Annotated in this window: 10 protein-coding genes; 4 read left to right on the top strand and 6 right to left on the bottom strand. The window is 37.0% G+C overall.

The window, feature by feature from the left end; translation table 11 throughout:
• Nucleotides 1-48: 48 nt before the first annotated feature.
• The 4 genes from fdhE to ABN256_RS13585 all read left to right on the top strand — a co-directional run bounded on the left by fdhE (nucleotide 49) and on the right by ABN256_RS13585 (nucleotide 5,993).
• Nucleotides 49-969, top strand: a complete 921-nt coding sequence (gene fdhE / locus ABN256_RS13600) for a formate dehydrogenase accessory protein FdhE (protein WP_349439570.1) — start codon at nucleotides 49-51, stop codon at nucleotides 967-969.
• Between the two features lie 15 nt (nucleotides 970-984).
• Nucleotides 985-2,376, top strand: coding sequence for an L-seryl-tRNA(Sec) selenium transferase (gene selA, locus ABN256_RS13595; protein ID WP_349439569.1), 1,392 nt, complete (start codon nucleotides 985-987; stop codon nucleotides 2,374-2,376).
• Complete coding sequence (selB, locus tag ABN256_RS13590; protein ID WP_349439568.1) at nucleotides 2,373-4,235, top strand: selenocysteine-specific translation elongation factor; 1,863 nt, start codon at nucleotides 2,373-2,375, stop codon at nucleotides 4,233-4,235. The genes selA and selB overlap by 4 nt, the downstream gene beginning before the upstream one ends.
• 108 nt (nucleotides 4,236-4,343) lie before the next feature.
• Complete coding sequence (locus ABN256_RS13585) at nucleotides 4,344-5,993, top strand: LTA synthase family protein (protein ID WP_196554663.1); 1,650 nt, start codon at nucleotides 4,344-4,346, stop codon at nucleotides 5,991-5,993.
• A gap of 122 nt (nucleotides 5,994-6,115) precedes the next feature.
• On the opposite strand, the gene ABN256_RS13580 is transcribed toward ABN256_RS13585, so the two are convergent.
• From ABN256_RS13580 to ABN256_RS13555, 6 genes are all read right to left on the bottom strand, one after another.
• On the bottom strand, nucleotides 6,116-6,544 hold the full coding sequence (locus ABN256_RS13580) for a TOBE domain-containing protein (RefSeq protein ID WP_349439566.1): 429 nt from the start codon (nucleotides 6,542-6,544) through the stop codon (nucleotides 6,116-6,118).
• Nucleotides 6,545-6,856: 312 nt separating this feature from the next.
• Nucleotides 6,857-7,885, bottom strand: a complete 1,029-nt coding sequence (locus tag ABN256_RS13575) for a family 8 glycosyl hydrolase (protein WP_349439565.1) — start codon at nucleotides 7,883-7,885, stop codon at nucleotides 6,857-6,859.
• Nucleotides 7,886-7,957: 72 nt separating this feature from the next.
• Complete coding sequence (galU, locus tag ABN256_RS13570; protein WP_072070503.1) at nucleotides 7,958-8,917, bottom strand: UTP--glucose-1-phosphate uridylyltransferase GalU; 960 nt, start codon at nucleotides 8,915-8,917, stop codon at nucleotides 7,958-7,960.
• Nucleotides 8,918-9,084: 167 nt separating this feature from the next.
• On the bottom strand, nucleotides 9,085-9,996 hold the full coding sequence (locus tag ABN256_RS13565; RefSeq protein WP_349439564.1) for a diguanylate cyclase: 912 nt from the start codon (nucleotides 9,994-9,996) through the stop codon (nucleotides 9,085-9,087).
• 39 nt (nucleotides 9,997-10,035) lie between these two features.
• Nucleotides 10,036-10,506, bottom strand: coding sequence for a cellulose biosynthesis protein BcsD (gene bcsD, locus ABN256_RS13560; RefSeq protein ID WP_115351337.1), 471 nt, complete (start codon nucleotides 10,504-10,506; stop codon nucleotides 10,036-10,038).
• A 15-nt stretch (nucleotides 10,507-10,521) separates the two neighbouring features.
• On the bottom strand, nucleotides 10,522-14,223 hold the full coding sequence (locus ABN256_RS13555) for a cellulose biosynthesis protein BcsC (protein ID WP_197269722.1): 3,702 nt from the start codon (nucleotides 14,221-14,223) through the stop codon (nucleotides 10,522-10,524).
• Nucleotides 14,224-14,229: the final 6 nt, after the last annotated feature.

Here is a 14,229-nt window from a genome sequence, read left to right as displayed (position 1 = left end):
CTGTGGGTATTCACTATAAAATTTAAGATAATAGGAAGATAGAACGTTATGAGTATTCGCATCGTTCCTAAAGAGCAATTAGGTAAAGAACAATCAGAAAAAGGTATTAGTTTCATTCCACCAGTATTATTCCCTAATCTGAAAAACCTTTATCAACGTCGTGCTGAACGTTTTCAATCACTTGCAAAAGATAATCCTTTTGCAAACTACCTTGAATTTGCAGCTGAAATTGCTAAAGCTCAAGAAAAAGCACTCCATGACAATCCATTAATCATTGATCTTGCACCACTTATCACACAGCAAGCAGGTGTTGCGCCTTTAGATAAAAAAACATTCAAGCGTAGTAAACATTGGCATGCTTTATTAGCCTCAATTATTGCTGAATTACGTCCGGTTGTACCTGAAAGTGTCACTATCACATTAGAAAACCTGTCTAAAGCTTCTGAAACTGAATTAGAAGAGATGGCGACAGCATTACTTAATGATGAGTATTCAAAAGTACCTGCGGATAAATCGGTCTTTATTTGGTCTGCATTATCCCTTTATTGGGCACAATTGGCCTCTAATATTCCAGGTAAAGCAAAAACAGAATATGGTGAAAATCGCCAATTCTGTCCTGTTTGTAACAGTATGCCAGTTACAAGCATGGTACAAATCGGAACAACGCAAGGCTTACGCTATTTACATTGTAATTTATGTGAAACCGAGTGGCATGTTGTGCGTATTAAATGCACCAACTGTGAGCTAACGGGTAAACTAAATTACTGGTCATTAGACAGTGAAAATGCTCCGGTTAAAGCAGAAAGCTGTGGTGATTGTGGAAGCTATCTGAAAATTTTATATCAAGAAAAAGACGCCAATGTTGATGCTGTCGCTGATGATTTAGCGTCTATTGTTCTTGATGCAAAAATGGAAGAAGAAGGATTTGCTCGTAGTAGCATTAACCCATTCCTGTTCCCAAATGAATAATAATTAGGTACTAGTATGACAAATGATACGCGCTCACTTTACAGCCAGCTACCGTCTATTGATAAGTTGCTGCATCAAGAAGAAATTCAGATTTTAGTTGCTTCTTATGGTCAGACATTTATTACTGAGCATTTACGAAAGTTACAAGAAGAAGCGCGTATCATTATTCGCCAAGATAATGACCTACCTGCATGGTATAACCAGTGGGCGAATGAATTACAAAATCGCATTACATTACAACAAAAATCGTTAATTAAACCTGTTTTCAATTTAACAGGAACGGTTTTACACACCAATTTAGGTCGAGCATTAATGGCTGAATCGGCTATCGAAGCCGTTAGCCAAGTTATGCGCTCTCCTGCAACCTTAGAATATTCTCTCGATGGTGCCTCAAGAGGACACCGTGATCGCGCTATCGCAGACTTGTTATGTGAATTAACGGGGGCTGAAGATGCCTGTATTGTTAATAACAATGCAGCCGCTGTTTTATTGATGCTTGCAACCGTAGCACCAAATAAAGAAGTCGTGGTTTCTCGTGGTGAATTAGTGGAAATTGGTGGTGCTTTTCGTATCCCCGATGTGATGACACAAGCAGGTTGCACACTTAAAGAAGTGGGTACAACAAACCGCACTCATCTTAAAGATTATCGTAACGCCATTAATGAAAATACGGGATTGCTGATGAAAGTTCATACCAGCAATTACGCTATTCAAGGTTTTACCGCAGAAGTTCATGGTGAAGAATTAGCGGCTTTAGGTAAAGAGATGAATTTACCTACTGCTATCGATTTAGGCAGCGGTTCAATGACTAACTTAGCTGCTTTAGGTTTACCTTCAGAGCCCATGCCTCAAGATTATCTACAACAAGGTATCGATCTTGTTACCTTCTCTGGTGATAAATTATTAGGTGGCCCTCAGGCAGGAATAATCTTAGGTAAAAAAACATGGATTGAAGCTATTCAGCGCCACCCTTTAAAGCGTGCATTACGTGTTGATAAAATGACATTAGCAGCATTAGGCGCCACATTGCGCCTTTATCAGCAACCAGAAAAAATGGTAGTTGAAATTCCGACATTACGTTTGTTAACTAGGACACAAACAGAAATTCATGACATGGCGCAACGGTTATTGCCTCATTTTCAGGCATATTATGGGGAAAATTACCATATCACGATATCCTCATGTGCGTCTCAAATAGGCAGTGGTTCGTTACCTATTGAAAGTTTACCGAGTGCAGCGCTTACCTTTGAAGCAAAAGATGGAAAAGGTAGCCAGTTAGATACATTAGCCGCACTTTGGCGTAATTTAGAAAAGCCCATTATCGGTCGAATTACTGATGGTCGCCTGTGGCTTGATCTGCGCTGCCTTGAGGATGAAAATGCATTAATACAGGCACTTTTACTATGATTTTTGCGACAGCAGGCCACGTAGACCACGGAAAAACCACACTTATACAAGCCATCACTGGGGTAGATACAACCCATTTACCCGAAGAGAAAAAACGAGGTATGACCATAGATTTAGGTTATGCCTATTGGCGTCAAGATGACGGAACGTCTATCGGTTTTGTCGATGTGCCCGGTCATGAAAAATTTCTTTCTAACATGCTTGCTGGTGTTGGTGGGATCTCTCATGCACTGTTAATTGTGGCTTGTGACGATGGTGTTATGGCTCAAACCATTGAACATATTTCTATTTTACGTCTTGCTGGTTGCCCTCAAGTTACCGTAATTCTGACTAAAGCAGATCGTGTTACGCCTGAACGAATTGAAGAAGTTCGATCACAAATAATTGATGTATTGGCCAATTTAAGCTGGCAACAACCTGTTATTTTTGTCACCTCAGCACCTTCTAATGAAGGGATACCCGCGCTTCGTGACTATCTTGTTAATCTTCATCAACAAGAGCAACAACACCCTCAATGGCATAAACGCTTTCGCTTAGCGATAGACCGCGTTTTTAGTATTAAAGGGGCTGGGTTAGTAGTTACGGGTACTGCCCTCGCTGGGCAAATAGCCATTGGTGATACTTTTTGGCTAACAGGTGCTGATAAACCAGTAAGGATCAGAGCGTTACACGCACAAAATCAACCTGTAGAAAGTGCTGGAGCAGGTCATCGTATTGCCATTAATATCACTGGAGATGTCAGTAAAGATAGTGTCTCTCGTGGCGATTGGTTGCTCTCTCAAGAACCTAACTATCAAGCTCATAAAGTCTTAGTCAGTTTAATCGCTGATGAACCTTTAAAGCATTGGCAGCCTGTACATATTCATCATGGTACTCGCCATATTACAGGCCGTGTTGCGCTCTTAAATAATACTACCGAAACACCTCAATTAGCTGAACTTATTCTTGATGAACCACTTTGGCTGGTGGATAACGACAGACTTATTTTACGTGATATTAGTGCTCAACGTACATTAGCCGCAGCGAAAGTCTTACATTTGCATTCGCCACGTAGAGGTAAACGACAAAGTGAGTTCTTAGCTTGGCTACATCAACTTGATAATGCTGATAGTGTTAGTGCCAATTTAGCGTTATGTTTACCAAAAGGTGAATTATCTCTAAATCAGTTTGCTTGGGCTCAGCAATTAACTGAAAGTGCACTCACTCAGCTACTAAAAACATTTGACCTAATTAACGTTGCTGGCGTTATTCTTTCTAAAGAAAATGCTGATAATGCAAAACAAAAATTACTCAATACACTTGAGGAATATCACCAACAACATAATGATCAAATGGGAGTCGGACGTTCACGTTTAAAACGAATGGCGCTACCAACTTATCATGATGAGTTGGTTTATCACCTAATTGATCAATTACGAAAAGAGGGTGCAATTAGCCAAAGTCGGGGCTGGCTTCATCTCCCAACCCATGGTCTTGCTTTTTCGCCAGAACAAGAGTCGTTATGGCAATATGCTAAAGTCTATTTTGAGCAATCTGAACCTTGGTGGGTACGTGATCTTGCAAATGAAATGAAAAAGGATGAAAAAGAAATTCGTTCATTATTACGCAAGGCCGCACAGTTAGGTTTAATTATCCCAATTATTGCTGATCGCTACTATACCCATGCATCTATAGAGAAATTTGCCTCCATTATTGTGAAATATAATGAGAGTAATGGCAGTGTCACCGCAGCGGATTTTCGTGATGAATTATCTGTAGGACGTAAATTAGCAGTACAAATCCTAGAATATTTTGACCGTACAGGTTTTACACGGCGCAAAAAAGATCTTCATATTTTACGAGACAAAGGGCTATTCTAAATAAAGAATATAATTAGACTGAATCATCTATTCAGTCTAATTAATATTATCACCTACAATAGTAGTAAAATTTAAATCCTATTCTTTATGGCTATACTCGGAAGAGATATGAAAAAACTATTAGGAAGTGCTTACCTTGCACTTATTCTTATTGGCTCTCTGTTTATTGTTTTTGAAAAAACGAGTCTTATTTATACAGCCCTACTCTCTGTGAGTGCTTATTTTATTCTTTTTTCTCTTTTCTTTATTTTATCAGGACGTGTTTTATTTTCGATCATTACAACTGGTACACTTTTCCTGATCACTAAGTTTATTAACCAACTTAAAGTCCATTATTACAAAGAGACATTAATGTTCTCTGATTTTGATTTAGCCTTTGACAGTTCAAATTTAGGGACATTAGGACATTATTGGGAAGCCGGTGTGGCATTGGTTGCAATGCTAATATGGCTTCTTATTAATATGTTGATTGCTTGGCGTTTTTCCAAAAAATCACGCCTAACATTACGTGTAAGTAGCTTACTGCTAATAGTTGTTGGTGTCATTACCATCCATTTTACTGTTGAAAAGTGGCAAGTTGAATGGGAAGGTACATTACCTGGTGGCCGAGGTACCGTTACTAATTTGATTATGTCCGGTTACCAAACTACATATCACCCCCCTTATTTTAAAGAAAGTGCTGACTATTTCCTTGAAAAAGCAAATAAAACGGCATTACCTGAGACACAAACTGAAATAAAGCCCGATATCATCATTTTATTACAAGAATCGACGGTTAATCCCTCCATTTATCAATTTGATAAAGATCTCGCATTACCTGATTTATTTATGTTCCAAAAAGATGAAGGTGTGAGTGCTCAAAGCCCTTTACGAGTACAAACCTTTGGTGGTGGTACTTGGCTTTCTGAGTTTTCCATCTTAACAGGATTAAATACTGACGATTTTGGTGCCCGTAAGAACTCGGTATTCTATTTTGTTGTCGATAATCTGAATGAAAGTTTATTTCGCCAACTCAAAGCTGAAGGCTATTACACGGTTTTACTCACCCCATTTAATCGCAGTGCTTATCATGCTGGTTATGCTTATGAGCAAATGGGAGTTGATGAAATTATCCAACCTCAAGAGTTAGGTTATCCTGGACATTTGGAAGAAAATCTTTGGAAAATATCAACACAAGATATGCTAGGTTATATCGAAGAAGTTCTTAAAAAACGAACAGATAAGCCTTTGTTTATATTTTCATTAACGATGTACGAGCATGGCCCTTATGATGAATCTCATACTGATGACTATCAAATTACAGGTCAAACAAAAAGCAGTAATGCGCCGGGTAAATTTAGCCACTATATGGAAAAAATAATTACCAGTGATCCGGCAATTAAAGATTTTTCCAATTTTGTCGCCCAAAGAGAAAAACCGACAATGTTTCTTTATTTTGGTGATCATCAACCTAATATTGAGTTAAATAATTACCAGTCACCATTTACTAACCCCGCACATATCACTCAATTCACATTGAGAGACAACCTAACGCAAGGTGCATCACTTTCAACGGGTGAGTTAACGGATATTAGCTTCTTAGGTGGCATGATACTGGAGCGTGCACGTTTACCATTATCACCTTTCTATAAAGCCAATATTCAAATGCGACACTTATGTGAAGGTAAATTAAATGACTGTGAAGACGAAAAATTAATTAATAGTTATAAAAATTATATTTACGACAAATTGAAAGTTGCAGGTGTCGCTGATGATTAATTTTTGTCACTTAAATAATGGATGATCGGGATTATAAATCTGATTAATATCAACGAAAAAGAGGCTAGTTATCTAGCCTCTTTTTTTATCTTAAAACTGATTATCCAAAATATTGGATACTATTATTTACGTGTTGCAACAATCACACTAGATGCTTTCACTAATGCTAAAACATCACTGCCTTTTGCCAATTGCATTTCTTGTAAGCTTTCATTTGTAATAACCGCAGTCAGCTCTAAGCCTTTTACTGTTTCTAAATGCACCGTTGAATTTACAGCGCCTTGCGCGATTTGAGTCACTTTTCCTGCAAACTGATTACGTGCAGAAAAATTCAAACCACAATCAGGTAGCACTAAAACAACCCATGGTGCTTTAATAATGGCGATTGCCTCACCATCTTTTTTGATCTTTAAACTATCACAGCTCTCTTTAGTGATAATTGTGGCCAGTTTTTCACCATGCGCTAACGATAAAATAACTTCGCTATTAACGGCACCTTCAATAATATCAATAACTTTACCAACTAACTGATTGCGTGCTGAAACTTTCATTTATCCACCTCTATTATTGATGAGAAATTATATAAATAACACTATCAAGTCATTGAGGTAATTTTATCATAAATACCATTAAATAAATTATTCTTAGATCATAGTTTAAAGTTTATTTATTATTTAAAAACATAATGTTATAAATAAATAGAAATAGCAAAAATAAATAACGACCTCGCAAATTAATAGAAATAAATTCAGCAAGTTATATCTTTTTTATTTTTATCCTTATTGTCATAAACAAAATAGATAACTTAATTAACCTGTTAGCTAAAGGTAATTTAAGCTATCTATAATCTTAATTAAAAAGACTTATTGCCCATTTTGAGCAAATGTCGCTAATAAATGTAAAGCGGAAGAGTAATAATCCGTATCTTTACTTAACTCAACATCTTCAATAGGGGTTTTCATTGTTAAATCCCTCACCGCCATCATACCTGGTGTGAGGTTATATTCCGCACGCTCTTGAGCATCAATACTGACCCAAGCAGGGGTTTTATAACGATCAAATTGCTGCCAATACTGCACAAAGGGTTGTAATGCTAATTCATCATGTGCCCAAGCTAAATAAAGCGGAATACGTATTGCATCAAAGCTAAATCGTGCGGGCCATTTTTCACTAGGCTCTATCTTTCCATCAGGATATAAACTCACCCAGTCTGAGGGTAATTGATATTCACCAAAACGCATATTTCTTAGCAAGGATTGGCTATCATTAATTAACGCTTTCCAACGAACATCTTTACTTGTACGGTAAAAATCTTTCCATGCTGGAAAAATAAAATAAGATGGATTAATAATAATTTCTTCCGGTGTTTTAAAACCATTAATACCCGGTAGTAATACGGTATAGTTTTTTGTTTTAACTAAGGTATGCTCTAAAATAGCGTGCTGAATAGAATCGGAGGCTGAAAGATAACTTTCATCATTCCATTTTTCACCCGCTTTTAATAATGCCCACGCAATTAAAATATCACCATCAGTTGCATTATTAGGATCAGGGGTATGTTCATTATTTTCAGGCTCATAACGCCATTTAAACAACCCTAAATCGCCTCGATAAAGAGAGGTCGCTGTCCAACGCCACAGCTTATTGAATGTCTCACGATCATCACTCATTACCGCCATCAACATCCCATAGCCTTGACCTTCTGAGTGCGAGATATTGTTATTGGCGCTGTCTATAACGCGCCCGTCATCCTTAATATAGCGCTCTTTAAACTGCTGCCATCCGATTTGAGTGTCTGCTGCCTGTATTGAGGGAGAAACCATAAGCAACAAACCTAAAATAAAAAAGGTAAAAAATAGATAATTACAACGAGATAAGTGCCCAAAAGACATTGCCTTTCTCTCCTGCTATTGCCGACCGTTATCTTATTTCGGTCGGCACATTGCATGTTATTTCAAGGTAACTCAAAAGATAGCAACTATCTTTTGTTCTTCATTAATTTCGTCTTCTTCTATGACTTCTGTTTTGGGTAACAATGTTTTTTCACAAAAATCCTGCATCCAAGAAGCGAATTCTTCTTTTAAAACGGAATTATGTAAACCATATTCAACAAAGGCTTTCATATATCCCAGCTTATTACCACAGTCATGAGATTTACCCACTAAGGTATAAGCTTCAGCCGTTTCTTTTTTCAATAATAAATCAATCGCATCAGTTAACTGAATTTCACCACCAACGCCTGCTGGTAAACCATCCAATAATTCCCAAATAGCTGAAGAGAAAACATAACGACCTACTACAGAAAGATTAGATGGTGCATCTTCTGGATTTGGTTTTTCCACGATACGACGAATAGGTGCCCAATTACCTTGAGGACAGAAAACGCCTTCGCAATCCACAACACCATATTGTTGCACTTGGCTCATTGGTACTGGTTCAACCATGATTTGGCTACGTTCAGTTTTTTCAAAACGTTTGATCATTGCTGATAAATTATCATGTTTAGGATCACAATAGTGTGCATTCAATAAAACATCTGGTAGTAAAACAATAAATGGATTATCGCCTATCACAGGACGCGCACAGCAAATAGCGTGACCCAAACCTAATGCATGACCTTGACGAATTTGTACAATTTTGACATTTTCAGGGCAAATAGAACGTACTTCTTCTAATAATTTATTTTTAATACGCTGTTCAAGCATATTTTCTAATTCAAAGCTGGTATCAAAATGATCCGCAATTGAATTTTTAGAAGAGTGAGTGACTAAAATAATTTCCTCAACACCAGCCTGAGCACACTCTTCAACAATATATTGAATTAAAGGGCGGTCAACGATAGGCAGCATTTCTTTAGGAATTGATTTCGTTGCAGGTAACATACGAGTACCTAATCCAGCAACAGGGATAACAGCTTTCATCATAATAAAATCCTCTAATAGATATTTATCTAAAATTAATATTTAGTATTATTTTAAATTACATTTATATTTCATTATAAAAACCAGATACATTTAAAATATATAGTTACCTCTCTTTAATTAAAAAGAGATAATATTATTTTTTATATCTTTATTTAAAAATTTTCTATTTAAAACCCAGAATAAAATCCGTATTTATTACCACCCATTTCTTTTATGGAATAAAGTGTTTCATCTGCAGATTTTAATAATTCAGATAATGTTTTTCCGTCTTTAGGATATTCGGCAATACCTAAGCTAATAGAAGGCGTTAACATATAGTCTGAATTAATATTTATTGGCTTTTCCATTGATTTCCAAAGTGATTCTATTATTTCTAATAGAATCACTGAACAAGAACGTAATCCTTTAGGGAAAAGCACAGCAAATTCATCACCGCCAAGTCGGCCACAATAAACTTCGCTGTTTTCTAATTGTAATAATCGCTTTGATATTTCACACAATACTTTATCACCGGCATGATGCCCAAACTGATCATTAATTGCTTTAAATTTGTCACAATCAATAATACCAAGACAAAATGAAGATGGATGTGAAATATTTAATCGCTCATTTTCAATTTTTTCAACAATACTTAATCGATTTGATATTCCGGTTAATGAGTCGATATAACTTTTACTAAATAACTCATTTCTTAACTCTACTTTATCAGTAATATCCAAACTAATAAATACATAATGAGAAATTAAATTATCTTTATAAAATACAGGAATAATACTAATATCTTCCCATACTTCTTGTTGAGATTCATTATTTCTCTTTGCTTCTAATCGATAAACACCTTTATTATCATTATTACCGTTTACACAATAATTGATTTGATTCTTATCAATTAAATAAAATAAGTTGTATTTTTTATCTTTTATATTTTCAAAATGAACGTTATTAAATTCACAATATTTTTCATTAGCATAAACTATAGTGCCATTAATATCAGTTACTAACATCATAAAAACATTATTAGTAAACTGCTTTATTAATAAGCATTTAGAATTATCATCATTAAATATCATTTCATTCATTTTTGACCTCCGATGCTCATCAATAAAGCATATATATTATTATTCAGCTGATGAATTATGTGCATAGCGAAAAATAAAGACATCTTTAGCATCAGTAGATTGACGATGTACTTGCATTTTTGCATTACCACCTTGATGAGTTAACCACCCCTCATATAACCCTTCTAATACACCAGCACTTGCAACACGCCACTGAACGTCATCTTGGCTTTGCGTAAAATGAGGCCATGCACAGTGCACTAATAAAAGCTCACTCATTGCAGGAGATATGGTGACAAAACCCCATTTGAATAACGTTAATACGCGATTAATATGTGATTCAAGTAATTGAATATTTTCACTTTCTGGTAAAGGGTAGCGTAAGGCAATATCTTTACCAATATTTCTTAATTTACTTTCGGCAGTTGAAATATCATTGTCATTTAATACTTGAAAAAATAATAATTGAGTTAGATCTTGCCAGCCACTTTCAAAAGGTAATTGTAAGATATCACTGTCATGCTTATTCATTGTTTGTTTCCTTAATTATTTAGACAGAAAGTCTGGAGTATATTTTAGGTGTAACCACATATTATCTTCAGCATAATCACCGGATGTATCATGCGATAAGCTGACACCTAACTCGGTTTCTTTATTTAAATAATATTTCGCGTCTAAACCTAATCTGTAAGTAATATTTGTTTCGTCTTTTTCTTCATAACGAGATTTAATTCGAGGATCGCTCGCGTTATGTTTATTTAAGGCGTCTTGCATATAACTATGTGTTGGAAAATAATCACTGCCTTTTTGTTTGTAACTTTGTATACCTATTGCACCATTTAAGGACACTTCACCTTTTTCAAAACGGCGGGTATAAGCAACAGGTAATGAGACAGAAACATAATCTTGTGGACTAAAGTAACCACCATGCCCCAATGAGAAGTTATTTTGGTTATTTCTAAAGTTCATATAATCAACATGCACACCGGCTTTCACTTCTTGTTGGTCATCTTTATAGAACTTAGCGTAAGACCCCATCCATGCTTTCACTTCATCATTACTCGCAACACTTTTACCTTCATAGTTATAAAAACCGCCCCCGACATAAGCGCCAACTTTTCCATCATCCCAAGCATATTGAGCTTTGGCACCATTACGTGTTACACGACCCCAGCTTTCACCCGTCATAGGATCGGTGCGTCCCATATAAGAAAGTAGACTATCTTTGATGGCTCTGCGCTCTGCAGTCAGTGTTAATTGCCCATTTTGGCCAATTTTAGGTGAATATGTGAGACCACCGACAACCGTTGCCGTATCTTTGCCTAATGGTGTTGAGCCAACATCAAAGCTGACATTCTTGTCAGATAAACGCAGTCCTAATTCAACACCAGAAGCACGTTGGCTACCGGCTTCGTCGGCATTAATTTTGTTTTTCTCGTCATGGTTATCACTATTCTTAGCAAAGCGTTCAGCATGTTGAAGCTGTCCTGTACCAAAGCGATTTGCTCTCTCACCAGAAACTGAGCCACTCGTCATAGAAACTGGAGTTACATTAAATTCCCAGCGGAACTCTTCTCCTGGAACACTTGAAATACTGATTGGTGCAGAAATTTCAGTGACATTAGATAATCCTTTATCACCATTACGATGGCGCACAGCAACACCACCTTGTACCCACGGTGAAACTTTTTCTTCTAATTCACGGATAGAACGTTGAACAGATGCCATCTCTTTACGTTCATAGATAGAACCTGCTATGGCTGTATTATCGCTCTCTAATGCGCGTAATTGACCCGCAGATGTATTCAATACACGATCATCATTGTTTTGCCATTGTGCACTGCGTAACAAGGTTAAAGCTTTACGGTTTTCACCGTTTAATTGCGCTATTTGCGCTGCTTGTAATAAATAAGCAGGTTGTGAAGAAGACGGAATTTGTTGCAATAGCTGCTGTGCTTTTCGGCCATCTTGTTGCGCTAATGCAACTTCTATTTGAGCTTGGATTAATTTTGTATCTTTTCCTTGCTCTTTTTCCAAATAAGAGAGAATTTTATCCGACTGTTCAGGCATAGATTGCGCTAAATAAACACGACTTAATGCCATTAATAAATCAGGATCATTAGGGGATGATTTTAACGCGACAACCAATGTGTCATAAGCCGCTTTAATTTCACCTTTTTCACGTAAGTTATCAGCTTGCGCAACTTTGGTAGCTACCTCTAAGCGTTTCTTCTCAACAATTGGTGTTTCTTGTTGCAATGCCGGATCATTAATCAAGCTAGATGCTTGTGTATAACGACCTAATTCATTGAGAACATTGATATGACCTGCATAGTTACCTACAGATCCTTTAGTGCCTTTGGCAATATCATTTTCAACTAACTGCAACGCTTCATCGTTTAATCCACTGCTTACCAATCGTTCCGCTAATTCACCTACATCATTTGGATAATCAGCAACTTGGTTAATTAAAGGACGTAAGGTATTACGTACAGCAACTAGATTACCAGCTTGGCGATAATGCTCTGCTTGCGCAAGTTGACGATGAAAACGAGCGCGCTGTAATAACTCTTTTTCAGCTTCTGTCTGTTGGTTATGACTACTTAGCAAGTTAAAAACTTTATCCCACTCTTTTTGCTCAACATAAAATAGAGAAGCGACGTAATCCGTGTCTCTTGTTTTACGATTTTGCAATTGTGAAATAATATTTTTTGCGCCAGTACTATCACCATCAGCAGCCATTAAACGAGCTAAATCAAGATAAACCCAGTTATTTTGTGGATTTTTACGTTGTGCTTGTGTCAGCAATTGTCTTGCTTGAACACGATTACCATTTTCTAACGCTTTTTGTGCTTCACGACGTAATGTCTCTGAAGGATCTGTATTTGCGGTAAGTTTTTGACGTAAAGAGGCTGATTGTTGAGCCAGTAATTGCTCTGCTTTCGTATTTTGTCCTTCCTGAACCAATAAATAGTAGTAAGCTGAAATGACTTTTTCATTACGACTATTTTGTTGATAAAGACCGGCTAATAATTGGTGCGCAGCAGGTAAATTACCTTGTTTACGTAATAAATCAGCTTGTAGCAAATTAGCGGATAATCCTTTCTCACCTGATGCGCCCGTTAAAGGGGCTAATTTATCAAGTGCCTGTTGAATATTTCCTTGTTTAGCACGTTGTTGCGCATCACGTAGTTGTGCATAGAAACCAGCATCTTCCGCTTGTTGCTTCCATTTACTGCCCTGCTCGCCACCTGATTGTGCAGCTTGATTTAATAAGCGCTGACCTGTTGCTAAATCACCCGAACGTAATGCGGTATAACCTAACCCTGCTAATGCTTGTGCATCATTATTATCTGCTGCTAATGCTTGTTTAAAATAACCTTCTGCTTCTTTCAATTTGCCTTTATTTAAAGCGGTATAACCAGCTTGACGTGCATTACCTTGAATAGCGCCTTGGAAATGTTCAGCAACAGCTTTATCATTCGGATTTGCTTGTAAATAGGTTTTATATAACACCTCATCATCAGGGCGGACATTCAGCCATAACAGTGCTTGGCGAAGGCCTTTTTTTGCTGACTCATCGCCTGAAACATTACCTAAAATTGTTATCCCTTCACGACGAGTTTCTTCGTTATAAGTTAGCGTCAGCCCTAACGCTCTTTGTGTTTCTTTATTATCAGGCATTAATGCAGCTCGTTGTTTTAGCCCTGAAATAGCTTGTGGCAACATTGCAGGCACACCTGCCATAGTCTGATAATATTCTAATGCCAGTGTTTCTGGTGGCTCACTGCTAACAAATAAACGTTGATACGCTTTTATCGCTTCTTCATGCTGCCCTTTCTTTGCCAATTCCCTGGCATAACCTAATTGTTGATCACTAAATTGTGATGATCGGATGTTCTTTAATCCATCAATACGTGGATCTTGCGGTGCGACTTGTGCAAGTTTTTCCCGCCAATAGGTCGCTTGCTTTTCATTCCCTTGCTGTGCTGTAAAGAACGCCATTAAATATAAAGCGTCTTGGTTATTACTTTCCATAATCAACACTTTTTGCAGTGCTTCTACTGCACGCGCATCATGCGCTCTACCGTGCCAATAATTAGCTTGTTCAATAAGAGAGCTTACAATATTTGGATCAGTAGCTGTTGTATTTACATCATTCGCCGTGGCTTGTACTTGGCTTGAAGCGCCTAAAATACAACCTGCATAAATAACTTTAACGATGATGTTAAGTGCGTGGTTTTTCATCCCATA

Source organism: Proteus sp. fly-1008 (assembly GCF_040140305.1).
GTDB lineage: Bacteria > Pseudomonadota > Gammaproteobacteria > Enterobacterales > Enterobacteriaceae > Proteus > Proteus vulgaris_B.
Note: the sequence above shows the minus strand (reverse complement) of the source record. Positions and strands in the feature narration are given on the sequence as shown.